The following is a 21,941-nucleotide window of genomic DNA, read 5'->3' as shown; positions in this document are numbered from 1 at the left end:
CGCCATGTGGGACGCCGCCCTTCAGCTATTTCCGCGCTATGCGATCCTCGCCGCGCTCTTTGCCGTCGTGGTGATCGGCGTGCTGGCGATTTCGACCGTGGTGATCGAACGCACCACCATCCGGCGGCGCCTTGTGCAAAGCGCGGTGCTGGATGAACCGGGCGCCAGAAACGCGTCGCTGCGCCCATCCGATGGTTCCGATCCGTGGAGCCGACTGGTAAATGCGATCGAGAAGCGCGGTCTTTCGCTGGCGGACAGCAACAATGCCTCGCTGGTCGGGCGCCTCGCGGCAGCGGGATATACCTCGCCACAGGCCCCGCGAATCTTCACGCTCGCGCGGCTGGTGCTGACGCTGGGGCTGCCTGCGTTGCTGGTGCTTGCCACGGTCCTGCGCGGAACACCGCCCTCTTTGCTCACGCTTTATATTTTCGGCGCGGCGCTGGCCGTATTCGGGCTTTATGCTCCCAATCTGTGGGTCTCGGCGCGCGCGGCGCGGCGACAGGAGCAGATCGTCAACGGCTTTCCCGACGCGCTTGATCTGATGCTCGTCTGCGTCGAGGCCGGGCTGGGCATGGAAGCCGCGTTCGATCGCGTCGGGCGCGAGATGGCGCAATCCCGTCCGCTGATCGCGAACCTGCTAGCGACGGCTGTGCTGGAACTGCGCGCCGGGCGCGGGCGGGAAGAAGCATTGCGGCGTCTGGGCGATCGCGCAGGCGTGGATCAGATCCGCGCCTTCACCACGCTGCTGATCCAGTCGAACAAGCTCGGCTCGAGCATCGGCCAGACCTTGCGGATCTACGCCAGCGAAATGCGCGAGCGGCGCAAGATGCTGGCGCAGGAGAAGGCGCACCGGCTGCCGGTTCTGCTCTCGATTCCGCTCGTCGCCTGCATGTTGCCGGTGATGATCGGCGTCCTGATGCTGCCCGCCGCGATCCGCGTCGTGCGTCAGTTGCTGCCGGTGATGGGGGGATAAGGTGATGCGGCGCGATACTTTTTCGTGGCTGATGTTGTCCGCGCTGCTGGCAACGGCCGGGTGTTCGCGCGCGACGGTCAGGGCCGATGTTCCGGAAGGAACCCGCTTCACCGCCGACGCGAAGGGATCGGCCGACAAGGCGGCTCGACTGCTCACGGACGGCAATTACGGCCTTGCGATCGAAATGTATCGGCGGATGGTCGCCATCGATCCGGATGATGCAGGCGCGACGGCCGGCCTGGCGCGCTGTTACGATCGCCTGCAGCGATACGATCTTAGCGAGGTCTATTTCCAGAAGGCGCTGGCGCTCGCGCCGCGCGATCCGGCACTCTATCGCGCCTATGGAGCATCGCTGCGCGCGCAAGGGCGGCAGGCGGAGGCGGAATTGCTCGCGATCGATATGGACGCGATGCTCGCTCCCGCCGGAGCTGCCGCGGCGGTCGTCGCGAATGCCGGCGCCGGAAAGTCTCCTGCCCCGACGCGCGACGCGGAAGGCATTGGCGTCGTCCTCGCCAGCGTCGCGGCGGTGCCGCCGGCTCCCCCGGCCCTTCCCGGCCAAAGGCTCGAGCGGGTCGCGCCGGGCGTGGTTCGGCTCGTCATGCCGCAAATGCGCTATGCGGACATCGGCCGGCCATCCGCGGCGGCCGGCAATCTGCAGGTCGTGCCTCCCGTAAACGCGCCATTGCGCAACACGCTCATCGTGAATGCGGTCGGTCGCAAGGGCATCGCCGGGCGAGTGCAATCCTATCTGAGCGGGCGCGGCTGGCAGTCGCTCGATCGTGGGGATGCGAAGGGGTATCTGACGGTCAGCCGCATTCTTTATCCCCCCGCCGAACAGGCGACCGCGAAGCGTCTGGCGCAGGCTGTGCCGTTCAGGACACGGCTCTATCCGTTGTCCCAGGCCAATCGCGTACAATTGCTCATCGGCGAAAACGCGATCGGGTTCGACAAGGCGAAGCCAGTCGCGCGGCGATGAGGGGATATCGCTACCTGCAGGCGTTCGCCGCATTGTCGGTGTCGGGCACAGCGCTGGCATCGACCGCTGACGATCTCCCGCTGATCGAAGCGGCGGTCAGGTCCGGTCGGCTGGTGCAGGCGCAGACGATGCTGGAAAGATTGCCCGCCGATATGCCGCAGACGCGCGAACTCGCCGTGATCCGCGCGCAACTCACATTGGCGCAGGGCCAATATGCGGAGGCGGAACAGGCGTTCATCGCGCTCGCCGGCGAGGAAGGCGGCGATTGCCGCGTCGTGGCCGGGCTGGGGGCGTCCGCCGTGGCGCGGGAACATGCCGACCGCGCGATCGCCTATATGGAAAAGGCAGTCGAAAAATGTCTGCCGGATTGGCGAATATGGTCTGGCCTTGGCCGCGCTTATGATCTGCGCGCACGATGGAGCGACAGCGGGCTAGCCTATAATCGCGCGATCACGATCGGCGGCCGGGCGCCGGCGCTGCTCAACGACCTTGCGGTTTCACTGCTTAAGCAGCGACGTTATGCCGAGGCCAAGGCATTGTTGGAGCAGGCATTTGCCGCCGATCCCGCCAATCTGCGGTTCGCCAACAATCTGGATATCGCGGCGGCGGCGATGGGCGAACAGCCGGTGCGGCGCAAGACGGACAATGCGGCGCGCTGGGCGGAGCGCTTGTCGAACGCGGGCTATGCCGCGCTGCTTGCCGGGCGACGCGGAGACGCGCGGGCGTGGCTGAGCCAGTCGGTAGCGGCTGCACCGATCTATCCCGAAAAAACCGCGAAGATCCTTGCATCGCTGGGGAGCACACAATGAACGGGGTTCAGACCGGGTTGCTGATCACGCTGTATGCGGTGCTGGTATCGGCGGCGGTGATGGACATTTGGAAACTGCGCATCTCGAACATCTTTCCAGCCGCCGTCATCCTGCTGTTCCTTTTATGGGCGTATAGCTGCGGCTGGGGCTTTCAGCTGTGGCAGAATGCGATCGGCTTCGCGCTCACGTTCATGGGCGGCCTGTTCCTGTTCTCGCGCGGCTGGATGGGCGGCGGCGACGTAAAGCTGTTCGCGGCGATGGCGCTGTGGTTCGATTTCACCGGCGTGGCGGCGCTGTATCTCTATACCGCGATCGGCGGCGCGATCCTGAGCATTGCCTTCATCCTGCTCCGCCGAATGCTGCCCCAACGCGTGGCGCTATCAGCCGATGTGCCAAGCCTGAAGGTGCGCGGCCCGATCCCCTATGGCCTCGCGATATCGGCGGGTGCGATCCTCGCGATCGTCGGCGGGAACGCCAGTCCGCAGCCCAAGCCGTGGTATCTTCAACCGCCGCCGCTGGTGAAAATCACATAGTCTCGGCCGCCAGCATCATGATGAGCTGAGCGCGCGAGCCGATCCCGAGCTTGTTGTAGATGCGGTGCAGGTGCAGCTTGACGGTGCCTTCGGACAAACCGCAGCGCAGCGCGATTTCGCGGTTGCGCAGGCCCTTGCCAACCAGCTTGACCAATTCTTCCTGCCGGAGCGTCAACCCGTAATTGGGCAGCACCGGCACCCCCTGCCCCGCCATGCTGCGGCGCAAGACCCGTTCGATGATCGTCGGATCAATCCAGGTGTCACCGCGCTCGACCGCGCCGACGCACAGGAGCAGGTTCGCGGGATCATTGTGCTTCAGCACGATGCCGTTGATGCCCAGTTGCACCGCCTCCATCGTTTCGCTGGGCTTCAACCCCACGGTCAGGAAGATCGCGGGCATCCGGTTCCCTGCCCCGCGCAGGGTGCGCAATATGTGCAGCCCCCCTCCGTCGGACATGCTTACGTCCAGGATCAGAAGATCGAAATCGCCGGCAGTGATCCGCTCAAGCGCAAGCGAAGTCCGCGTTGCCGCCTCGACGAAATGGCCATTCGTTTCGAGAAAATGCCGCAGCCCGTCGATAAAGATCGGATGGTCGTCAACGATCAGCAGCTTCGACATATATTTTGGCCTTCAGCGGAATCCGAAGCGATAGCAAAATACCTTGTTCGATCTGGTCGGCATAGGCGCGCCCGTTCAACGCGGTAAGCCGCCTGATAAGGGATTGCGATGCTATACCTTCTGCATCGGTAGTTCCATTTCCTTGTGGGATCACGGCATCGCCGTCACTCTTCAGGGTTACTAGCAGAACGTCTTCCCGTTCCGCGACAATCACCTGTATCGTCGATGCGTTGCCGTGGCGAACCGCGTTCGACACCGCCTCACGCACCAGAAATTCGACTTCCAGCGCGATGTCGGGCGTGATCCATAGTTCGGCAGGTTCAGTGAGAAGCGTGCAATCAATCCCCCATTGCCGGGATAGCAACTCGACCCGCTGTCCGAGATGGAGCGCCAGATCGGTGTTCCCCCCCCTTGGCTGGGCACTGCTGTCGATCAATTCGCGCAGGCATTTTTGCTCGGCCGCGATGATCGATTGCAGCGATTGCAGCCTCTCCTCCCGCGTGGCCGGGGGCATATTCTTGTCCTGAAGGAGCGCGGCGACCTGCATCCTCAGCCCCGCGAGCGTCTGCAGCACCGAATCATGCATGTCCTGGCTGATATCCAGCCGCGCGTTGGCGAATGCGGTGAGGCGCCAGGCCTCGAACATCTGATAGCGATCGAGCATCGCGGCGACGGCGCCAGCAGCATCCACAATTTGTTCAAGCATGATCTCGGAAATTCGCGAAAGTCCGATGAGATAGACGTATCCATGCAGCGAGCTGGCCTCGATCGGGAATGCGCCGATGATCGCGCCCGCAGGAACGAACTCATCGGGCAGGAAGCCCGAACGGATCTCGCATACGATCGGGGCCTTTCCAGGATGGCCGCCTTGCAGCGCACTGCTGGTCGCCGTCTCCCACAGAAAGCTTTCGCCGCTTTCGCTGGGCGACATCATGCGCTCGGCGCGTTCGCGCTCGGGACGGATCGTTGCCCATTCGCCATCTCGAAGGGCGTGGAAATACTGGTCGCCCCCCGCATCCGATTTGCAGGCGATCACGACCGATCCGACAAGGAACCGCTCCGCCAGCCAGTGCGCGATCTCCTCAAGCGGAAGCGCCCGCGCCCTCATGCTGGTCGCCAGCAGTTCCGCATTCCATTGCGTGGCCAGTCTTTCATCGCCCCTTCGAACCCGCAGCGCGAGCGCCGACGCGGCGATGAAGGTGAGCATGATGAACTGCAGGATCACCGCGTCGTCCGATATCCGCGGCACGATCGGCCAGAAACGCGCAATATCGTTGTGCAACAGAACCAGGGTGGAGAGTATGACATATTCCAGCGCCACCCCGCTCACTCTCGACTGAAGTCGCTTGGTGACGAGCAGGAAAATCAGAAACGGGAAGTAAAGAAGCGGAATGCCGACAAACAGGATGACCACCGCGATGCCGATCACCTCGTCGGTGATCGAGCCGAGCAGCCTCGCCTGCCTTGTCGCTTTCCACGAAAAGAGCCGCAGAAAAATGGTCGCGATGGCAACCATCGCATAGCCGACGAACGCGATCGCGATACCATGGTAAAGCGCATGATCGGTCGATAGCGTCCGGGGCAGCATCGCCAGCGCGATGACCGCCAGCAGAACCCGGCCGGCATCAACGATGTCATACACCGCCGAATAGCCGAGATCGCGTGCCAGCCTCTGCTGCAATCTGGCGATCAAGCCGCCTGTCACATCATGCCCCCTTGGCCCGATATCGCGAAGCCTACATCATTGCGCGCTTCTGACAGCATCGAATTTGCACAATCCGACACGTAAAATGAGTTCACGGCGCGTCGAAAAGCACCGGCGACCGCGAACCTTTACGCGACGGCAACGTTTTTGATTGATAGTATTGGCGCATCCAGAGGAAGCGCAATGAAGTCGCTGATCGAACATCCCGCCGGTCGCGCGCTTTCCGCCCGCAGCCTGACGCTGGTCTGCAGGCTGGAAGTCGGGCTTCCGCGTCTTTTGCTGGCGTGGGTGATACTTGCCGGCGCGGCGTGCGGGCTGCGCCTGGCATTCTCCGCGACGCCCATGAACGGCACGGCGGAAGGGATCGCGAACGCTTTGCCATATGCCCTTGTGGTGGGTGTGCCGGTGGCGACCGTGCTGTTCGGCCTGTCGGCGTTTCCAGCCTCCGCGCTCCATGCGCAGCCGACGACGCGGCTGGCGCGGCTCGGCGACTGGAAGGGGGTTGGCGCGATAGCCGCGCGATCGATGCCGCTATACGGCGCCAGCGGTCTGATGGCGTCGCTGATGATTGGCATCTTGATCAACGTGCCGGTGCGCACGCTGGAATTCCTGACCGGCATTCCGGCACTGGGCGGGATGCCACCCGAATGGTTTCGCACGCTCTACACGTTGATGGTGTGGGATCTGCTGCTGCTTTCCAGCCTTTACGGCTTTGCCTTCGTTCTCGCGCTTCGCCACATCCCGCTCTTCCCGCGCTTTCTCGCCGGGGTATGGGTGATGGATATCCTGATGCAGATTTGCATCGCGCGCATCATGGGGCAGATCGCGCATCTGCCGCGCGATGTAGCCGCCTCGCTCGCGGACCTGCTGGAAGGCAATCTGAAGAAGGTGCTGATCAGCGTGGCGATCTGGCTGCCATATCTGGTCTTTTCGCGGCGGGTTAACCTCACCTATCGCTGGCGCGTACCCGCAGCGCGGTGACGAAGGAGCGAAGCGGCACGCCTTTTGTGCCACTTCCCACCAACACCACCGCGCCTGCTTCGCGCATTTGGCAATTGAGCTAAACTAAACCAGTTTGGATAAACGGAATATCGTTACGCCCGGGCAAAACGCAGCTTCGCCTGCGTCGCACCGCGACGTCGCATTATCCCGCCGACCGCGCCGAAACCAAGGATCATCATCGCCCATGTCGCCGGCTCCGGCACTCCGCCGCCATTGCTCAGGCCTTCGACCCGGAACTGCTTGGCGATGGGAATCCCCGGATCAAAGGTGAAGGCAAGATTGGAGATGCCCGGCCCACTTACCGTGAATTTGTTTCCGCCATTGTCGATCAGGCAGAAAGTGCAGGCCGGATCACCCAAATTGGGGGTGGCGGAGAACAGTGCCGTCCCGTTCACCAGCAGCGTGAAGGCAGAAGTCACCTTCTTATCGGCCATGAAATCGAACGTCACGCTGTTCCAGCTCTTTTGGAAGAGGACGTTCAGGTCCGTCATCGACGGGGTACTGTTGATCGTGGCCTCGCCACTTCCGCCGCCGAAGCTCAGTAAGCCGCTTACGCTGCTGAACGTAACCGTCGAACCGTCCTGATTGACGTAGCCGTCAATGCTGTGGCCAGCGGGCGAACCGCTCGAATGAACACCCGTCTGCGCACCGAAAGATCCGGTTTTAAGCGTGTAACCATCGACAGTTACAGCAGCATTAACCACAGAGGGGAAAGCAAGTGCAAACGTCGCCGCTGCAAAACCAACGGCCGTTTTTTTTACGTAGAGTCCCACGGAGACCTCCCAAATGAAGTCGCACATCGAATCTACCGGAGAACCTTAGTCTCAACTTCCTGTTAACCAGTCAAGCGGGGAAAGTCAGATACGTTCCATTTTGACACATCCGATCGCCCATTCGTTGTTATGGGCTTGAGAATTCCCACTATTATTTTTGCGCGGGATGGCGCCCCCGCCGCACCGGCATCGCGCCTGGTTAAAGAAGATTGTGATTTCCCAATCTTCATATTGACACATGACTGCAACCCACCCGTCACAGCATTGAACTAGCGCCGCGCCAGCCGATCTCGGCAAAAAGGGGCGATATTCATGAAGTTCGCGTTCTCCACGCGCCGGCGCTTGCTGGCCGCTACGGCTGTTGCACACGCGCTAACGATCGCGGCGCCGGCATTTGCGGCGCCAGCAGACATCGCCCCCGCCGACGCAACACCGACGACACCGGATGGCGACGACGGCACGCAATCCAACGGCATTGCCGAAGGCTCCGACGTCATCGTCACCGGCACCAAGGCGAACGAGATCGCCCCTGTCACAGCCTCGCTGAAGACGACCCAGCCGCAATCGATCATCTCGCGATCCTTCATCGAGGACTCGCTGCCGGCGACCGCCGACTTCAACCAGATCGCGCTGATCGCGCCGAGCGTTTCCAATTACGGCAGCGCCAATGGCAGCGGCCTGTCGGAATCAAAGGCGCAGATCCGCGGTTTCCAGGACGGCGAATATAACGTCACCTATGATGGCGTGCCGTTCGGCGACACCAACGATCCAACCCATCATTCGAACACTTTCTTCCCGTCGAACACGGTGGAAACGCTGATCGTCGATCGCGGCCCCGGCAATGCAGCCACACTCGGTCAGGCGACATTCGGCGGGAACATGAACCTGTTCAGCCGGGCGACGCGCCAGGATCCCGGCTTCGAAGGCAAGGCCGCTTACGGCACGTTCAACACCTATCTGCTCCGCGCGGTCGCGCAGACCGGCGCGATCGACAAGCTGGGCGGCACCGAAGCGGTGTTCAGCACGCAATGGGTGAAGTCCGATGGCGCGCGCACCTACAGCCCGTTCCGTTCGTGGAATATCTTCGGCAAGGTGATGGTGCCGCTGGGCGATCATGCCCGGCTGACCTTTCTCGGCACCTATAACGTCAATCGCTTCAATCAGCCCGACAAGGACGGCGCGACGCTCGATCAGATCAAGCAATATGGCAAATATTACAGCCTGAACAACGATCCGACGAGCCAGGGCTATTTCGGCTATAACTACACCCGCAAGACCACCGATTTCGAGATCATCAAATTCGAGGCCGATCTCGGCGGAAAATCCAGCTTCGAAAACCGTGCCTATACCTATAGCTACGACAATGAGACGCTGAGCGGCAGCGATGTCACCGCTTTTGGCCGCATCGATCCCAAGACCGGGCTGGTGCAGCCGGAGGGCAACACCGTGACGCTCGCGCCCGGCGCCAAGGCTGTCGCGGGTGTGCCCGGTTATACCAAGACCAACAAATACCGGATGTATGGCGATATCGCCAAGGTCCACCTCGATTTCGGCTTCGGCACGCTGACCACGGGTGCGTGGATCGAATGGTCCGACACCTATCGCCAGCAGCGCGATGTCGATCTGGTGACGATGCTGCCGAATTTCGTGGAGAAAAAGGTGACCAACCCGGTCACCAACGTGGCCACGCCGCAGAACATCAAGTTTGATCAGAACAGCAATACCAATCACACCGAGGAGTTCGTCGAACTGGAGCTTCGACCGATTCCGGGGTTGAGGATCACGCCCGGTTTCAAGCACGTCGATTTCAATCGCCGCATCGACGCGACGTACAATCAGACGACGCGTTACGCGCAGCGCCTGAGCAATAATTACAGCGCCGATCTGCCGTTCGCGACGGTCAATTATGCGATCACGCCCGCGCTTTCGGCATATGCGCAATATGCGCAGGGCTTCCTCGCTCCCGCGCTCGGCGTCCTTTACGTCGACCGGCCTGACCGTTCGACGGTGAAGCCGGAACGATCGACCAATTATCAGGCCGGCGTGGTCTATCACGGCCAGCGGCTGAGCATCGATGCGGATGTGTACAAGATCGATTTCTCGAACAAATTCGCATCGGCGTTGTCGCCCGAACCGGGCGTCGGCACCGTCTGGTTCAATCAGGGATCGGTGCAATATAAGGGCATCGAAGGCCAGATTACCTATGCCTTCCCCGGCGGCCTCGCGGTGTTCGCCAATGGATCGCGCAACTACGCCAAAACGCGCAACAGCGGCTTCATGGCGCTTCAGGTCGCCAATGCCCCGGAATGGACGGCGGCGGGCGGCGTGCTCTTCAAGCATGGCCCGATGGTCTTCTCGCTGATCGACAAATGGACGGGCAGGCAGTGGTTCACCGATCCCAGCGCGATCAAGAGCGACGGCACGCCGGCGTCGGCGGCAGCGTTCACCACTTATGATTTCTATCGCAGCAACGGCTATAACAGCGCGATCCTCTCCGCGCGTTATGATCTTGGCCGTATCCGATTCGGCATGGAGGTGAACAATCTGTTCAACTCGCAGCGTGTCACCAATATCAATACCGGCAAGACCGCCGCATCCGATCAGTATTTCTACCAGGTCGGTCGCACGGTGACGGGCGATATTACGGTGAAATTCTGATGCTCGGGTTGTTGCTGTTCGCCGCGACGCTCGCGGCGGATGCCCCCCGACAGCCCCCGTTGCTGACGGCTGCCGATCTCGATCCGGCGGCGGTGCTCCCACCGCCGCCGGTCGATGGCAGCATGCAGGCGCGCGCCGAGATGGACGAGCTGCACGCGGTGGGGCGCACGCGCTCGGATGCGGAGAAAGCGGATGCGGCGCAGGATGGCGAAACCAAAAACGCCTCGATCTTCGCCAGCGCGATCGGCCCGGCGTTCGATCTGAACGCCCTTCCCGCTACCGCGCATCTGATGAAGCTGGTGCGCGCAACGGGCAAGGACGCATCCGATCGCGGCAAGGACGAGTTCAAACGCCGCCGCCCATGGGATATCGATCAGACGCTCAGCACCTGCACCCAGGGTCGCAGCGAGCCGCTGTCCAGCTATCCCAGCGGCCATACCACCATGGCTTTCTCGATGGGCGCCGTGCTCGCGCGGCTGGTGCCGGCCAAGGCGCCCGCGATCCTCGCCCGCGCCGCGCGCTACGGGCAAAGCCGCGTCGTCTGCCTCCAGCATTTCCGCAGCGACGTTACCGCCGGGGAAGCGCTGGGGCTGCTGGTCGCCGAACGACTGATGACGAAGCCCGAATTCCGCACCGCTTATGACGCGGCGGCGGCGGAATTGAGCGCGGCTGGAATCAGATAACGGCCAGCGGAAAGCGCAGCACCGCGCGCAGGCCGGGGGCGGCGTCCTCGATCGCCAGCACGCCGCCATGCGCCCGCGCGATCGCATCGACAAGGTTGAGGCCAAGGCCGTGGCCGCTCGCCGATCGGCTGCGGTCCAGCCGTACGAAGCGTTCGACGATCCGTGCGCGATCATCCGCCGGCACGCCGGGGCCATCGTCTTCCACCGCGAGCCGCGCCGCCCCACCATCCGCGCGGAGCGTCAGCCGGATGGTGGTGCCCGCGGGCGTATGCGCCTGTGCATTGTCGAGCAGATTGGCGACGGCCTGCGCGATCAGCTCGCGATCGCCGGCAACGCTCACGTTCGCCGCGATCTCGCAGCTCAGATGGCGCCCCTTGTCCGCGATGGCGGGGGCGTAGCTGTCGATCAGATCCTCCGCCAGCCCGCTCAGGTCAACCGGCGCGAAGCCCTGCCGGATATCGCCGGTATCGACATCGACGATACGCAGGATGCCGCCGAACAACGCCAGCAACGCGTCGCTTTGCTGCACCGCCTGCCTGATCGCCGTCTCGCGCGCCGCCGGATCGTTCTGCGCCAGCCCCGCCTCAAGCCCGCCACGCAGCCGCGCGAGCGGCGTGCGCAGATCATGCGCCACATCGGCGGAGACCTGGCGCAGATTATCCAGCAGCCCGGCGATCCGCCCGAGCATCAGGTTGAGCACCTGCCCAAGCTGATCGAACTCATCCCCGCGCGCGGAGACGGGCACGCGGCGGCGCATGTCGCCCGCCATGATCGCCTGCGCGGTGCCGCTGATCCGTTCGAGCCGCCGCCGCAGATAGCCGCCAAGCAACACCGCCCCCGTCAACCCGACGAGCAGCACCAGCGCGAAAGCACCCGCGAACAGATACAGGATCACCCCGTCGATGCGCTCGAGCGCCTGGGAATCGATGCCGACGACGAGGATATGATCGCGATCCAGCGCGGTGGTCAGCACGCGCGCGCTGTCCAGCCCCTCGACCGGATCGCGAAACGTGACATTGGAAAAGCCCGGTTGCGGCAGGCTCAGCTCGAAATCGCCCGCCAGCCGCCGGCCATTTGCGTCAAACAATGCATAGCCGAAGGTTACGACGCCGTTGGTTGCGCTGCGCCGTCGGATCGTTTCGGCCAATGGGGCGATCCCCTGCCCGCGATAATCCTGCACCAACGCCGCCGTGGCCTCCGCCAACGCCAGATCCTGCTGCGCGCGAAAGGCGCGGTCGGCCGCGAAATAGACCAGCCCGCCAAGCAGCGCGACCGCCAGAGCGAGCGCGCCGCTATAGATGAATGCGATCCGGTAGGCGGCGCTGCGGCGCCAGTCAGTCATCGGCGCGCATCCTATAACCGATGCCGCGCAGCGTTTCGATCGGATCGCTGTCAAAGCCTTCGTTGAGCTTGCCGCGCATCCGGCTCAGGTGGCTTTCGACGATGTTGGTCTGCGGATCGAAGTGAAAGCCCCAAATCGTTTCCAGCAGCATCGTCCGCGTGACGACGCGCCCGGCGTTGCGCATCAATTGTTCGAGAATGCCGAATTCGCGCGGCTGCAACCGCACTTCGCGGCCGCCGCGCCGCACCTCGCGCCGCAACAGATCCAGCGTCACCTCTCCGACCCGAAAGCGCGTCGGTTGCTCAGCCAGCGGGGGCCGACGCAGCAGCGCGCCGACACGGGCGGAAAGCTCGGCCAGGGCAAATGGCTTGACCAGATAATCGTCCGCGCCCGCGCCCAGCCCCGATACGCGATCGCCGATGCTGCCAAGCGCGGTGAGCATGATCACCGGCATCTTGATGCCATTCGCGCGCCAGCGCCGCACCAGCTCCAGCCCATCCAGCCCCGGCAGCATCCGATCGACGATCGCAAGGTCGAACGCCCCGGCGTCGGCGGCGAGCGCATCGTCGCCGCGCCCGATCGTTTCGACCACATATCCCGCCTCCCCCAGTCCATGCGCGACCAGTGTGGCGGTTTCGGCATCGTCTTCGGCGAGCAGCACCCGCATCTTTTGCCCCGTCAGTTCCCCCTTCCCTTAGCAGCTTGTCACAGCGGCTTCACCACGACGATGTGAAACGTCCCCGGCATCGCCGACGGGCGTTTGCTGCCGGCCGCGGGCGGCGCGAGCCGCGCGGTGGGGAGATAGACGTTGCCCGTCCCCGGATCGATCGCGCCGGTGCGCGCGCCGCGCTCGGTCGCGATGCTCGCCTTGTGCGTCACCTTGCCGGGCGCCGACAGGTCGAGCACATCGAGCACGCCGTCCGCGCCGGCCGGAATCAGCGCGACAGAGCGCCGCGCGTCGATCAGCACCGCATCCGGCCCGCGCCCGATCGGCACCGTCTGAACCAGCCGCGCGGATTTCAGGTCGACCACCGCCGCGACGCCATTGGCGCAGGCGCTGACGAGGCGAGCGTGCGCCGCGTCCAGCCCCAGCCCGCTCGGCTCCTCGCAGCCCGGCAGCGCGATCGGCTTGCGCATCGTTCCCGTCGCAAGGTCGATCACCTCGATCTCGTTCGCTTCCTCGTTGTTGATATAGAGCGTCCGCCCATGGATCGCGGCGAATTCAAGGCCCGGCTTCACGCGGATCGTGCGGATCAGGCGGTGGGACGTCGGGTCGATCTCGGCGACCGATCCGCCTGCGGCGTTCATGGTCAGCAGATGGCCATTGGCGGGGTCGACGATCGCGGCATCCGGCTTGCGATCGACCGCGACGCTCGCCGTCTGGCGGCCATGCGACGGGTCGAAAAAGCGAACCGTGGAATCGTTTCCGCTGGTGACCGCCAGTTCATGCGTCGCCAGCGGGACGACCGCATGGCCGCGCGCGACCGGCCCCAGCGGTACCCCGGCGCGCATCGTCGCAAGATCGACGACCGCCACCTCGTCGCCATGGGCGACGTAAAGCCTGTGCGCGGCAGGATCGACATGGGCGTAATCCCATCCGCCATCGCCGGGAACGGGGATCGGGGCAGCAAGTTGATAGGTCTGCGCCTGTGCGGCGCTGGAGGCGAACAACGCTGCACATGCCAGCGCGAACGGTCGGGCGAGGAACATCCTTTGGGTCTCCTTCCGCCTTTCCATGGAAGAAATGCCGCCCCACCGGCCAGCGCTTTCGCCCAACATTGGGATAATACAATGTCGGTTCGCGCCGGCTCCGCTCTATTGACGCGACATGATTGTCGCGCGGTTGTGGAAGCGGAAGCCAGAATGACCGTCCGTCCGTCGAAACGGCGGCGCGTGAGCAGCGTCATGCTGCCGGCTCTGCTCCTCGCCGGGTGCGCGCATTATCAGGCGGCGCCGCTCGCGGAACGCCCCGCGCTCGCCGGCGACATGCGTGAATTGCCGATTGTTCCTGCCGGGCCATTGTCGGTCGCCGATGTCACGGCGCTGGCCGTCGCGCGGTCGCCCGATCTTGTCGCGGCGCGCGCGAAGCAGGGCGTGGCCGATGCGCAGCTTGTGCAGGCTGGCGTGTTGCCCAATCCGTCGCTCACTGGCGCATTCCTGCCGCTCATTTCCGGGGCGGGGACGGTTCCCGGGTGGAATTTCGGGCTCGCGCAGGATCTGAAGGCGTTGCTGATCTACAAGCCCAAGGTGCGCGGCGCGCGCGCCTCCGCCAATCAGGTCCGCGCCGATCTGTTGTGGCAGGAATGGCAGGTCGCCGGCCGTGCGCGGCAGCTCGCGGTCGACATCATCCAGCGCGAACGGTCGCGCCCGTTGCTGGAGGAAGCCACCGCCCTCCTCCGTCATCGCTACGAAACGACGCAGCGCGCGCTGGCCGCCGGCAATGCGACGCTGGTGACGGCGGCGCCAAGCGCGGTTGGTTACCAGCAGGCGCGGGCCAATCTGCAGGCGCTCGATCAGCAGCAGTTGCAGGATCGGCATCGGCTCAACGCGCTGCTTGCGCTCGCGCCGGATGTGATCGTGCCGTTGCGCTCCACGCCCGATCTCGCCCCGCTCGATATCGCGGCGGCGCGCGCCGGCCTTGCCTCGCTTCCCGAACGGCGCCCCGATCTGCTCGCGCTGCGCTTCGGCTATGCCTCGCAGGATGAGGCGCTGCGTGCGGCGATCCTTGCGCAATTCCCCGATTTCATCCTCGGCGGCAGCGTGTCCAGCGACAACAGCAAGGTGGTGAATGGCGGCCCGACTGTGCAGGTAAGCGTGCCCCTGTTCGATCGTAATCAGGGCAATGTGGCGATCGCCCGCGCCACCCGCGAACAACTCCGCACCGAATACACCGCCCGGCTCGATGCCGCGACGGGCGAGGTCGGCGCGCTGCTATCCGAGATGGAGCAGCTTCGCGCGCAGCTCGCGACGGTCGAGCGTGATCTTCCCGCCGCCCGCAGCGCGGCAGCGCGGGCGAGCAGTGCATTCGCCGCATCGGCGCTCGACGAGCGCGCCTATGTCGATCTCGTCACCAACCGCTTCACCAAGGAACAAGAAGTGTTCACGCTGCAACTCGCGCTGCTCGATCGGCAGGTCGCGATCGAGGCATTGCTCGGCACCGGACTGCCGGGCGTCGATACCCTCGGCACGCCCGATCCCGGCACGAAGGGCGCCGCGCGATGAGGCGCGCGATCCCGTTGCTCGCGCTGGCGCTCTGCGGATGCGGCGCGACCGAACCCGCTGACGAGGCGGCGCAATCGACCACGCTCGTCTCAACGATGCCCGCGCGACAGGGCAGCCTTCCAAAGGTCATCGAGGGCTATGGCCAAGCGACCCCGGCGGCGAACGGCGTGACAACGCTCAGCGTCCAGCAGCCGGGACAGGTCGTCGCGATCCCCACCGTCGCGGGCGCGCAGGTCGCGGCGGGTCAGCCGGTGATCGTGTTCGCGGTCGCCCCGATCGCGCGGAGCAACTACCTTCAGGCGCAGGGCGCTGTAAAAGCCGCGGAATCGCAACGCGCAACCACCGCGCAGCTCGTCACGCAGCAACTCGCGACACGCGATCAGCTCGTGCAGGCGGAAAAGGCGCTAGCCGACGCCCGCGTCGCGCTAGCCGCGCTGGCAAAGGAGGGCGCAGGCGCGGCGACGATCACGCTGCGTGCGCCTTTTGCCGGCGTCGTCAGCACCGTTCCTGTCGCGCCGGGCGATCGCACCCAGCCGGGCCAGGCACTGGCGACGGTGGCGCGCGCCGGATCGGTGATCGTCACGGTGGGGGCCGATCCCTCGCGCCGCGCCGAACTGCATGTCGGCGCCCCGGTTTCGCTGGCCCGGCTCGATGGCGGCGCGAGCATTGCCGGGCACGTTCAGCGCGTCGATGCGATGCTCAACTCGCGCACACGCCTGATCGATGTCGATATCGCTTATCCCGCCGGCGCGATCCTGCCCGGCGAAGCGACGCGGGTGGAGATAGAAACTGGTCGCGCAGCGGGCTGGCTGGTGCCGCATCGCGCGGTGGTGATCGACAGCGACGGCAAGGCGCGCGTGTTCCAGATCGCTGCCGGCAAAGCGAAGGCGGTGCCGGTGACGGTAGAGGTGTCACACCCGGACAATGATCTCGTTTCCGGCCGCATCGATCCCAACGCCCGGCTGATCGTCGATGGCGCCTATCAGCTCGCGGACGGCGACGCGGTGCGGGTCGCACGGTCGCGATGAACTACGCCACGCTGCTCCAGCGGCAGTCGCGCGCCTTTCTGACGATCGCCATCGCACTGGCGATCGCGGGCATCGTCGCCGCATTCGCGCTGCCGATCGGGCTGTTCCCCCAAGTCTCCTTCCCGCGCGTCGTGGTCGATATCGACGCCGGCTCGCGCCCCGCCGATCAGACCGCGCTCACCGTCACCACCCCGGTCGAACAGGCGTTGCGCGCGGTGCAGGGTGTGCGCAGCGTACGATCGGAAACGACGCGCGGATCGGCGCAGATCTCGATCGATTTCGGCTGGGGCCGGGATATGGTGGCGAGCACCTTGCTGGTGGAGGGCGCGATGTCCCGCGCGCTCGGATCGCTGCCGCCGGGCACCACTTACAACGTCCGGCGGATGGACCCGACCGTCTTCCCGATCATCTCCTATGCGCTCGAATCGAAAGAGACGACGCCGGCGCGGCTGCAGGATTTCGCGCGCTATCAGATCGTCCCGCTGCTGAGCGACATCCCCGGCCTCGCGCGCGTCGATGTGCAGGGGGGCGAGACGGCTGAAATCGAGGTGCTGGCGGATCCTGCGCGCCTTGCCGCGCATGGCCTTGCGATAAGCGATCTTTCCGCCGCGATCGCCAACGGCAATGTGCTGAGCGCGGTCGGGCGGGTGCAGGATCGCGGGCGGCTTTCTCTCGTCATCGCCGATCGCACCCTCCCCGGCAGCGCCGCCGTCGGCGAGGTGGTGGTGAAGGCCGATCCGGCCGGCGTGGTGCGCGTGCGTGACGTGGCGACCGTCCAGCAGGGTGTGGTGCCGCAATGGCTGCGCGTCAGCGAGGATGGGCGGCCGGCGGTGTTGCTCAATATCTTCGAGCAGCCGGACGGCAATGCGGTGCAGATCGCGCAGGCCGTCGAACAGAAGCTCGCGCGTGTGAAACTGCCGCCCGGCACGCGCCTTGTCTGCTGGTACGATCAGAGCGAGCTCGTCACGGAATCGGTCGCGAGCGTGCGCGATGCGGTGTTGATCGGGCTGGTCCTCGCGGCGTTCGTCCTGCTGCTATTCCTCAAAAGCTGGCGGATCACGCTCGTTGCGGCGATCGTCGTTCCCGCGACGCTGGCGACGACCGTGCTGGTGCTGACGATCTGCGGCATGAGCTTCAACATCATGACGCTCGGCGGGATCGCCGCGGCCGTCGGGTTGCTGATCGACGATGTGATCGTGATGGTCGAACATATCGTGCGCCGCGCGGGCGCAGAAGGCGCCGGCAAGGCGGCGGTATTGCCCGCCGCGCGCGAGTTCATGACGCCGCTGACCGGATCGAGCCTCGCAACGCTGATCGTGTTCCTGCCGCTCTCGTTCCTCACCGGGGTGACCGGCGCATTTTCCAAGGCGCTATCCGTGACGATGGCGGCCGCGCTGGCGATATCCTGGGCGATGACCGCCTTTGTCGTCCCGGCGCTGACCACGCTGCTGGTCGATTTCGATACCGTGCGTGATCCCGCGAGCGCCGGCGAGGGGCGGCTCGCGCGATGGCACGATAACGGGCTGGATCGGCTGCGTGCACGGCCATGGCTGCTCGCCGCGATCGGGGTGCCGCTGCTGATCATCGGCTATATCGGTTACGCCAATGTGCCGACCGGGTTCATGCCCAAGGTCGACGAGGGCGGCTTCGTCATGGATTATTACACGCCGCCCGGCACCTCGCTCGACGAGACCGAGCGGCGGATGGGCCAGGTGGATGCGCTGCTCCGTGCGGATGCGGACGTGCTGACCTTCTCGCGCCGGCTTGGCACCGGGCTCGGTGGCGATCTCGGGCAGAGCTATCACGGCGACTATTTCGTCCGGCTGAAGCCCGATCATGCCCGCGCCACCGAGGAGGTGGCCTCCGCCGTCGCGCATCAGGTTGCCGCGAAAGTGCCGGGGGTGCAGGTCGAGGTCGCGCAGCTTATGGAGGATCTTATCGGCGATCTGACGGCGGTGCCGCAGCCGATCGAGATCAAGCTGTTCTCGTCCGACCCGACGATCCTCACCACGCAGGCGCAGAAGGTCGCCGCCGCGATCGGCAAGGTTTCCGGGGTGATCGAGGTGAAGGATGGCGTGCAGCTCGCCGGGGATGCGATCGACGTCCGCATCGATCCGATCCGATCCGCGTTCGAGGGGGTGAGCCCGGCCGAAGTGCAAAACGCGATCGACGCGGCGCTCAACGGAACGGTTGCGACCACCCTTCCCCAGGCCAGCAAGGCGATCAACGTCCGCGTTCGCCTGCCCGATGCGTTGTCGATCACCCGTGAGGGGCTGGCGCGGCTCCCGATCCGCGCGAGCGACGGGCATGTCTTTGCGCTATCGCGGGTCGCCAATCTCCAGCCGGTCACGGGCCAGCCGCAGATCGCGCGCGAAAATCTGGAGCCGATGGTCGCGGTGACGGGCCGGATCGAGGGGCGCGGGCTCGGCGCAACGATCGCGGATATCACGCGTGCCCTCGCGCAACCGGGCCTGCTCGCGCCCGGCGTGCGCTATGAGCTTGGCGGGCTTTACCAGCAGCAGCAGATCGCCTTCGCCGGGCTGACGCGGGTGTTCCTCGCCGCGCTGATCGCGGAGTTCATCCTGTTGCTGGTCCTCTATCGCCGCTTCGCGACGCCGCTCATTATCATCGGGTGCTCGCTGCTCTCGACCACCGCCGTGTTCACCGCGCTGTGGCTGACCGGCGTCGATCTCAATATCACCGCGCTGATGGGCATGACGATGATCATCGGCATCGGCACGGAAATGGCGATCTTCTACGTCAGCGAATATGAGGAACTGGCGCACCACATGCCGCACCGCGCCGCCGCGCGCGAAGCCAGCCGCAACCGACTCCGCCCGATCACGATGACGACGCTCGCGGCGATCCTGACGCTGCTGCCGCTCGCCCTGTCGATCGGGCGTGGCGCCGGAATTCAGCAACCGCTGGCGATCTCGATCATCGCGGGTCTGTTGCTGCAATATCCGTTGGTGCTGTTGGCGATGCCGGTGCTGATCGGCCTCACCGGAAGAAAAACCGCGCCCGCAAGTGGCTACACTCCCTAATCCCCCCCCAAAAAAACCCCGTTAACGCCCCTTTTTCCTGATGAGCACCGCGTCCACCGCTTTGCGAGCCAGTGGGGCAGTGAGAACATAACTCGCTTCGTTCGGAAGAACTTCTTCACCTGAAATATCCGGACGAAATCCTCCCATTCTGTCATCCAAAGCGGAATGACAATCGATCAATATCAGGCCTTTGCGCGCACGAAATGACCTAAGCGAATGATTGTAGCTCACGACCTTTTCGACCGGAGCGATCGCAGGGCGCCAGCTGAACCGTACCTCCGCGAAAGAGTGCGCAATATCACGACGACATGGTGAGTTTCGGCCAGATCGACCATAAATTCGATATTGACCTTGATCCATACCAGCGATGTTGGCCCGGTATTGCAGGCAATATCGCTGGTTCCCGCTACGAGATGAACGACCGGGGGGCAAAGTCCGATCATGTCGTGCCTGAAGCGGTAGAGCATCTGATCGGTTGTTTGCCCGCTGATACCGCGATTTATTACGTCGTTCTGAAAAAAACGCGGGGTCGGTCAGGTCCTATAATTCGGCTATCGAATCTCCGAAGTAAATTCCTCGTCAGCCTGTTGTTCGACCAAGCTTTCCATTCGCGGTATCATAATGGTAGCGCCCGGCGAAACCACTATCCAGAAGTTGTTTCGGCCAGTTTTCATAGATTTTCAAATCCGTCACCGATGAAACTTACACCTGCCGGCGCAGCGTTCTCGCTCTTGCAGCATCATGCATACAGGCGGTGACGGCTGGCCGCATCGCTCGCAAAGCCACGCATAGTGCGTCCATTGCGCCGACAGCCGGTTCGATCGAGGCGCCCGATTGCGCCATGGCCGCACCGGCGATCGCAAGCATGGCCCCAAAGATCGAATATGTGAGATTCAGCTCTCTCCCTCCGACGCGTCTTACGGCCCAGCGGATCGATCGGCGCGGATCACACCTATGCCCTGCTCGCGGCACGCTCATTGCAAAGCACGACGAAGCCCCCCGCCATGAACTTTGCCATCCGGTCCTTCACCGCAACGAAATCATCCGATTTGCACAGGCCGCCCGACAGCTTGTCGATACGCCCCGTGCGGGCGAGCGTGAGCATCAGCGCGCCGGTGACGAAGTGATAGCCCCAGAACAAATCCTCTTCGGGGCAGTCAGGCAAGGCTTGCTGCAGCAATTTGATTAGCCGCAGCACGACATCGTCGAACAACGTGTCCATCAGCTCCGCCCCCCATTCCGGGGTATTGCTGACCAGCGCGCCGAGTGCGCCATAGTGCCGCCATCCCTCATCTGGCTGGCCATAAAGATCGAGATCGGTATCGAGATAGGCGCGCAAGGCGCCCTCCACCGTTGGCCTCCCTGCCGCCTCGCGCTCATAGCTCGCCAGCGCGTCCATCCGCCGCTCGATAGTGATCGGCGCGCGGCGCGCGATGACTTTGTCGAACAGTTCTTTCTTGTCTTCGAAATAGTAGTGCAGCAGCGACGTGTGAACGCCAACGCGCTTGGCGACGTCTTTCAGCGTGACGCCGTACAAGCCGTGCTGCGAGAACAGATATTCGGCCGCGTCCATGATCTGCTCAAGGCTTTCAGCGCGTTGTTCGGCTTTGGTGCGGCGCTTGGGCTTGGGCTCGGGCATCGTCTTTTACATCTCCTTGGGCCGTTTGCGGGCCTGGCAAACGAATGTCGGATATCGCGCTCACAGACCCGTTTGTCGATCTTGCCCGCGCGAGCGATTCAGCTTCGATCGCGCGGGTGACCGCCCCGATTTGGCCGCGTTGCGTGTGATTGCTTTGGCGGGCGTCACCGTGCCGATCGACGAGAGCTCGGTCATGCCCCAACTGGTCTGAACCACGACACCAAGCCGGGCCTGGATCCGGTCCATCAGCGCTTGCGGCACCGGCGCACCGCCCAGCAGCACTCGATCGAGCGAAGGCAATTCCATGCCCATGACGTCGAGATGATCGATCAAACCCAGCCAAACGGTCGCGACGCCAACCGCGATCGTGACTTGCTCCCCCGCGATGAGCGATGCCAGACCGGCGCCGTCGAGATGCCGCCCCAGGGGATCGCGGTAGCCGGCTGATCTATCAATTCCCGCTGCGTCCAGATCCGCACGCCGTCGACAATCGGGAGCGGCACCCCCGCTGCGCCGGGCTCATCGAGGATCAGGACATGTTCGACGGCCGTGCAGAGCGCGACCAGTTCCTCAACCAGCGCAGCCTGATCCGGGCTCGCCACCAATAACCGATCGCCCGCCTGCCCCGCCATTTCCGCAAGCGCGGCGGCGCCGATGCGCGGGTTGAGCGTATGGCACACCACGCCGATGCCCGGCGCGGCATACCAGCATTCCATATGTGCCTGGCTGTTCCAGGCCCGCGTCGCGATACGATCGCCCTGACCAAGCCCAAGCGTAGCGAAGGCCGCGGACAGTTTAACGCTGCGATCGCGCAGCCTGGCATAGCCGATCGGCGTCGCCGGCGCGGTGCCGCCGCCGGTCACGATCTCGGCGTCGCCATGCCATTTCGCCGCGTGATCGGTGAACTTGTGCAACAATAGCGGATAGGGCTGCAC

Annotated in this window: 19 protein-coding genes; 10 read left to right on the top strand and 9 right to left on the bottom strand. The window is 64.3% G+C overall.

Annotation, left to right across the window (positions count from 1 at the left end; all coding sequences use genetic code 11):
* Nucleotides 1-4 precede the first annotated feature (4 nt).
* The 4 genes from P0Y64_14055 to P0Y64_14040 are packed head-to-tail and all read left to right on the top strand — an operon-like array spanning nucleotide 5 to nucleotide 3,291.
* Nucleotides 5-973 carry a type II secretion system F family protein gene (locus P0Y64_14055; protein ID WEK42504.1) on the top strand — a complete coding sequence of 323 codons (969 nt, stop codon included), beginning with the start codon at nucleotides 5-7 and terminating at the stop codon, nucleotides 971-973.
* 4 nt (nucleotides 974-977) lie between these two features.
* Nucleotides 978-1,949 (top strand): LytR C-terminal domain-containing protein, encoded by a 972-nt coding sequence (locus P0Y64_14050; GenBank protein ID WEK42503.1) that lies wholly within the window; start codon nucleotides 978-980, stop codon nucleotides 1,947-1,949.
* Nucleotides 1,946-2,758 carry a hypothetical protein gene (locus tag P0Y64_14045; GenBank protein ID WEK42502.1) on the top strand — a complete coding sequence of 271 codons (813 nt, stop codon included), beginning with the start codon at nucleotides 1,946-1,948 and terminating at the stop codon, nucleotides 2,756-2,758. The genes P0Y64_14050 and P0Y64_14045 overlap by 4 nt, the downstream gene beginning before the upstream one ends.
* Nucleotides 2,755-3,291 carry a prepilin peptidase gene (locus tag P0Y64_14040; GenBank protein ID WEK42501.1) on the top strand — a complete coding sequence of 179 codons (537 nt, stop codon included), beginning with the start codon at nucleotides 2,755-2,757 and terminating at the stop codon, nucleotides 3,289-3,291. Before P0Y64_14045 ends, P0Y64_14040 begins: the two co-directional genes overlap by 4 nt.
* On the opposite strand, the gene P0Y64_14035 is transcribed toward P0Y64_14040, so the two are convergent.
* Nucleotides 3,284-3,910, bottom strand: a complete 627-nt coding sequence (locus tag P0Y64_14035) for a response regulator transcription factor (GenBank protein ID WEK42500.1) — start codon at nucleotides 3,908-3,910, stop codon at nucleotides 3,284-3,286. The genes P0Y64_14040 and P0Y64_14035 overlap by 8 nt on opposite strands.
* Entirely contained in the window at nucleotides 3,888-5,426 is a 1,539-nt protein-coding gene (locus P0Y64_14030) for a histidine kinase (GenBank protein ID WEK42499.1), read from the bottom strand. Before P0Y64_14030 ends, P0Y64_14035 begins: the two co-directional genes overlap by 23 nt.
* Before the next feature lie 372 nt (nucleotides 5,427-5,798).
* On the opposite strand from P0Y64_14030, the gene P0Y64_14025 reads away from it, so the two are divergent.
* On the top strand, nucleotides 5,799-6,596 hold the full coding sequence (locus tag P0Y64_14025) for a DUF2569 domain-containing protein (GenBank protein WEK42498.1): 798 nt from the start codon (nucleotides 5,799-5,801) through the stop codon (nucleotides 6,594-6,596).
* A 113-nt stretch (nucleotides 6,597-6,709) separates the two neighbouring features.
* Here P0Y64_14025 and P0Y64_14020 read toward each other — a convergent pair whose 3' ends face one another.
* Complete coding sequence (locus tag P0Y64_14020; protein WEK42497.1) at nucleotides 6,710-7,390, bottom strand: PEPxxWA-CTERM sorting domain-containing protein; 681 nt, start codon at nucleotides 7,388-7,390, stop codon at nucleotides 6,710-6,712.
* A gap of 312 nt (nucleotides 7,391-7,702) precedes the next feature.
* Between P0Y64_14020 and P0Y64_14015 the strand changes: the two genes are divergently transcribed.
* On the top strand, nucleotides 7,703-10,048 hold the full coding sequence (locus P0Y64_14015) for a TonB-dependent receptor (protein WEK42496.1): 2,346 nt from the start codon (nucleotides 7,703-7,705) through the stop codon (nucleotides 10,046-10,048).
* The gene (locus tag P0Y64_14010; protein WEK42495.1) at nucleotides 10,048-10,731 is read left to right on the top strand and encodes a phosphatase PAP2 family protein; all 684 of its coding nucleotides are present in this window, start codon (nucleotides 10,048-10,050) and stop codon (nucleotides 10,729-10,731) included. Before P0Y64_14015 ends, P0Y64_14010 begins: the two co-directional genes overlap by 1 nt.
* Here P0Y64_14010 and P0Y64_14005 read toward each other — a convergent pair.
* The 3 genes from P0Y64_14005 to P0Y64_13995 are packed head-to-tail and all read right to left on the bottom strand — an operon-like array spanning nucleotide 10,724 to nucleotide 13,783.
* Nucleotides 10,724-12,073: a HAMP domain-containing sensor histidine kinase gene (locus P0Y64_14005; GenBank protein ID WEK42494.1), complete on the bottom strand. Its 1,350-nt coding sequence runs from the start codon at nucleotides 12,071-12,073 to the stop codon at nucleotides 10,724-10,726. The two genes, P0Y64_14010 and P0Y64_14005, sit on opposite strands and share 8 nt — an antisense overlap.
* The gene (locus P0Y64_14000; GenBank protein WEK42493.1) at nucleotides 12,066-12,740 is read right to left on the bottom strand and encodes a response regulator transcription factor; all 675 of its coding nucleotides are present in this window, start codon (nucleotides 12,738-12,740) and stop codon (nucleotides 12,066-12,068) included. Before P0Y64_14000 ends, P0Y64_14005 begins: the two co-directional genes overlap by 8 nt.
* 38 nt (nucleotides 12,741-12,778) lie before the next feature.
* Nucleotides 12,779-13,783 carry a YncE family protein gene (locus P0Y64_13995; protein WEK42492.1) on the bottom strand — a complete coding sequence of 335 codons (1,005 nt, stop codon included), beginning with the start codon at nucleotides 13,781-13,783 and terminating at the stop codon, nucleotides 12,779-12,781.
* 153 nt (nucleotides 13,784-13,936) lie between these two features.
* Here P0Y64_13995 and P0Y64_13990 point away from each other — a divergent pair, with 153 nt between their 5' ends.
* From P0Y64_13990 to P0Y64_13980, 3 genes are read left to right on the top strand one after another with little or no spacing between them, the layout of a single operon-like run.
* Nucleotides 13,937-15,295, top strand: a complete 1,359-nt coding sequence (locus P0Y64_13990) for a TolC family protein (GenBank protein ID WEK42491.1) — start codon at nucleotides 13,937-13,939, stop codon at nucleotides 15,293-15,295.
* The gene (locus P0Y64_13985; GenBank protein ID WEK42490.1) at nucleotides 15,292-16,323 is read left to right on the top strand and encodes an efflux RND transporter periplasmic adaptor subunit; all 1,032 of its coding nucleotides are present in this window, start codon (nucleotides 15,292-15,294) and stop codon (nucleotides 16,321-16,323) included. The genes P0Y64_13990 and P0Y64_13985 overlap by 4 nt, the downstream gene beginning before the upstream one ends.
* A complete protein-coding gene (locus P0Y64_13980; GenBank protein WEK42489.1) occupies nucleotides 16,320-19,367 on the top strand; it encodes an efflux RND transporter permease subunit in 3,048 nt (1,015 codons plus the stop codon). The genes P0Y64_13985 and P0Y64_13980 overlap by 4 nt, the downstream gene beginning before the upstream one ends.
* Before the next feature lie 952 nt (nucleotides 19,368-20,319).
* Here the strand turns inward: P0Y64_13980 and P0Y64_13975 are convergent.
* Genes P0Y64_13975 through P0Y64_13965 form a run of 3 tightly spaced genes read right to left on the bottom strand, consistent with a single transcriptional unit; the run spans nucleotide 20,320 to nucleotide 21,941 of the window.
* The gene (locus P0Y64_13975; GenBank protein WEK42488.1) at nucleotides 20,320-21,006 is read right to left on the bottom strand and encodes a TetR/AcrR family transcriptional regulator; all 687 of its coding nucleotides are present in this window, start codon (nucleotides 21,004-21,006) and stop codon (nucleotides 20,320-20,322) included.
* Nucleotides 21,007-21,066: 60 nt separating this feature from the next.
* The gene (locus P0Y64_13970; GenBank protein WEK45055.1) at nucleotides 21,067-21,372 is read right to left on the bottom strand and encodes an AMP-binding protein; all 306 of its coding nucleotides are present in this window, start codon (nucleotides 21,370-21,372) and stop codon (nucleotides 21,067-21,069) included.
* Complete coding sequence (locus tag P0Y64_13965) at nucleotides 21,336-21,941, bottom strand: AMP-binding protein (protein WEK42487.1); 606 nt, start codon at nucleotides 21,939-21,941, stop codon at nucleotides 21,336-21,338. Before P0Y64_13965 ends, P0Y64_13970 begins: the two co-directional genes overlap by 37 nt.

This window comes from Candidatus Sphingomonas colombiensis, assembly GCA_029202845.1.
GTDB classification, from domain to species: Bacteria; Pseudomonadota; Alphaproteobacteria; order Sphingomonadales; family Sphingomonadaceae; genus Sphingomonas; species Sphingomonas colombiensis.
This window is presented reverse-complemented; position numbering and strand designations above follow the sequence as displayed.

Coding starts and splice junctions, on each gene's coding strand:
- P0Y64_14055 (WEK42504.1), top strand. CDS start 5: ATGTGGGACGCCGCCCTTCAGCTATTTCCGCGCTATGCGATCCTCGCC.
- P0Y64_14050 (WEK42503.1), top strand. CDS start 978: ATGCGGCGCGATACTTTTTCGTGGCTGATGTTGTCCGCGCTGCTGGCA.
- P0Y64_14045 (WEK42502.1), top strand. CDS start 1,946: ATGAGGGGATATCGCTACCTGCAGGCGTTCGCCGCATTGTCGGTGTCG.
- P0Y64_14040 (WEK42501.1), top strand. CDS start 2,755: ATGAACGGGGTTCAGACCGGGTTGCTGATCACGCTGTATGCGGTGCTG.
- P0Y64_14035 (WEK42500.1), bottom strand. CDS start 3,910: ATGTCGAAGCTGCTGATCGTTGACGACCATCCGATCTTTATCGACGGG.
- P0Y64_14030 (WEK42499.1), bottom strand. CDS start 5,426: ATGGTTGCCATCGCGACCATTTTTCTGCGGCTCTTTTCGTGGAAAGCG.
- P0Y64_14025 (WEK42498.1), top strand. CDS start 5,799: ATGAAGTCGCTGATCGAACATCCCGCCGGTCGCGCGCTTTCCGCCCGC.
- P0Y64_14015 (WEK42496.1), top strand. CDS start 7,703: ATGAAGTTCGCGTTCTCCACGCGCCGGCGCTTGCTGGCCGCTACGGCT.
- P0Y64_14010 (WEK42495.1), top strand. CDS start 10,048: ATGCTCGGGTTGTTGCTGTTCGCCGCGACGCTCGCGGCGGATGCCCCC.
- P0Y64_14005 (WEK42494.1), bottom strand. CDS start 12,073: ATGACTGACTGGCGCCGCAGCGCCGCCTACCGGATCGCATTCATCTAT.
- P0Y64_14000 (WEK42493.1), bottom strand. CDS start 12,740: ATGCGGGTGCTGCTCGCCGAAGACGATGCCGAAACCGCCACACTGGTC.
- P0Y64_13995 (WEK42492.1), bottom strand. CDS start 13,783: ATGTTCCTCGCCCGACCGTTCGCGCTGGCATGTGCAGCGTTGTTCGCC.
- P0Y64_13990 (WEK42491.1), top strand. CDS start 13,937: ATGACCGTCCGTCCGTCGAAACGGCGGCGCGTGAGCAGCGTCATGCTG.
- P0Y64_13985 (WEK42490.1), top strand. CDS start 15,292: ATGAGGCGCGCGATCCCGTTGCTCGCGCTGGCGCTCTGCGGATGCGGC.
- P0Y64_13980 (WEK42489.1), top strand. CDS start 16,320: ATGAACTACGCCACGCTGCTCCAGCGGCAGTCGCGCGCCTTTCTGACG.
- P0Y64_13975 (WEK42488.1), bottom strand. CDS start 21,006: ATGCCCGAGCCCAAGCCCAAGCGCCGCACCAAAGCCGAACAACGCGCT.